The following is a 1,488-nucleotide window of genomic DNA, read 5'->3' as shown; positions in this document are numbered from 1 at the left end:
TACTTTTAGTCTTACGACTAAATTTTACTTTATACTAAAGTAATTAACTGGTTAAAACAAAATATTATTTCATTTCTTTACCTATTTCTCTGTTTAATTTTCAAAGACCAACTTGTTCGTCATCATCTGACGACTTCTACTATATTACTAGGTATTTCTTCTTTTGTCAATCTTTTTTTAATTTGTTTTATAAAAACTTATTAAATTATAATTAACATTTTTCTTAATTTATCGTACGCTTGTTTGTGACGACAAGGAGTATTCTATCACAATAATAAAGTTATATATTTAAATTTATATCCATAATATCAATATTATTCTTTATATACTACATATATCTCTATAATCCTTAGTTTTAATCATATTGACACACATGGATAAGTATATAGTAATAAATCCATTTTATAAAGAATTTATTTGTAATTTCTTCCTAATTGCTATATCTTAGATAACAAATTAGCCTTAATAATATTTTTTCATTCTCACGGCACAAATATGACATTAACCTAAACTTCAAAACAATGCTCAAAATTATAAATCAGTATAATCTACTTTCCTGAATTATATGATATAGAAAATATCGACAAATGCAACAGTTACATAAATATTAATATACATTAAATTGTAATTTTACTGCTAGTAAGCCAAACTAGGAATAGATAACACCTATTTACGCTGTACATACAAAATAAGATCTATTATCTCTTTCAATAAATCAGATATTTATATGACAATACTATCATTGAATATAAAACTGGCACTAATCAAACAGTATACCTTGTAACTTAACATTATAAAAACAACTGACGACAGAAAAAGATCCCCATAAGTTTACAACTCCATAGCGACCAAAATTTCAATATACTTTTTGTAAAATATTTTAAGCTGGCGCTAACACCATTAACCCATGAATTGAACTTTAAATAATTAATAAATGCACCAAAAAAGCAGTCCTTATTGGACTGCTTTTTTGGTGGAGATAAAGGGAATCGAACCCTTGACCCCCTGCGTGCAAGGCAGGTGCTCTCCCAGCTGAGCTATATCCCCGTATGGTGGACCTTCAGGGACTCGAACCCCGGACCGACCGGTTATGAGCCGGTAGCTCTAACCAGCTGAGCTAAAGATCCATATTTTACCTGGCGACAACCTACTCTCCCACAAGGTTACTTTTGCAGTACCATCGGCGCATTGAAGCTTAACCTTCGTGTTCGGTATGGGAACGGGTGTTACCTTCATGCCATAATCACCAGATTTATTAAAATCGACTAATATTGTATTATAAAAAAATGGCTCCGCGAAAAGGATTTGAACCTTCAACCTATCGGTTAACAGCCGAGCGCTCCACCGTTGAGCTATCGCGGAACATTACCTAGCGACGACCTACTCTCCCACAGGGTTACCCTTGCAGTACCATCGGCGCATTGAAGCTTAACCTTCGTGTTCGGTATGGGAACGGGTGTTACCTTCATGCCATAATCACTAGATGAG

General features: G+C 33.3%; 3 tRNA genes and 2 rRNA genes. All 5 read right to left on the bottom strand.

Going from position 1 to position 1,488, the window contains the following annotated elements:
- Positions 1-971: 971 nt before the first annotated feature.
- Positions 972-1,047: transfer RNA gene (locus KPL38_RS19220), tRNA-Ala, on the bottom strand.
- Between the two features lie 3 nt (positions 1,048-1,050).
- Positions 1,051-1,127: transfer RNA gene (locus KPL38_RS19215), tRNA-Ile, on the bottom strand.
- Between the two features lie 7 nt (positions 1,128-1,134).
- Positions 1,135-1,251 (bottom strand): 5S ribosomal RNA (gene rrf, locus KPL38_RS19210).
- A gap of 36 nt (positions 1,252-1,287) precedes the next feature.
- Positions 1,288-1,362, bottom strand: a tRNA-Asn gene (locus KPL38_RS19205).
- Between the two features lie 5 nt (positions 1,363-1,367).
- Positions 1,368-1,484, bottom strand: a 5S ribosomal RNA gene (gene rrf, locus KPL38_RS19200).
- Positions 1,485-1,488 lie beyond the last annotated feature (4 nt).

This window comes from Clostridium psychrophilum (assembly GCF_018861705.1).
GTDB classification, from domain to species: domain Bacteria; phylum Bacillota; class Clostridia; order Clostridiales; family Clostridiaceae; genus Clostridium_AD; species Clostridium_AD psychrophilum.
Note: the sequence above shows the minus strand (reverse complement) of the source record. Positions and strands in the feature narration are given on the sequence as shown.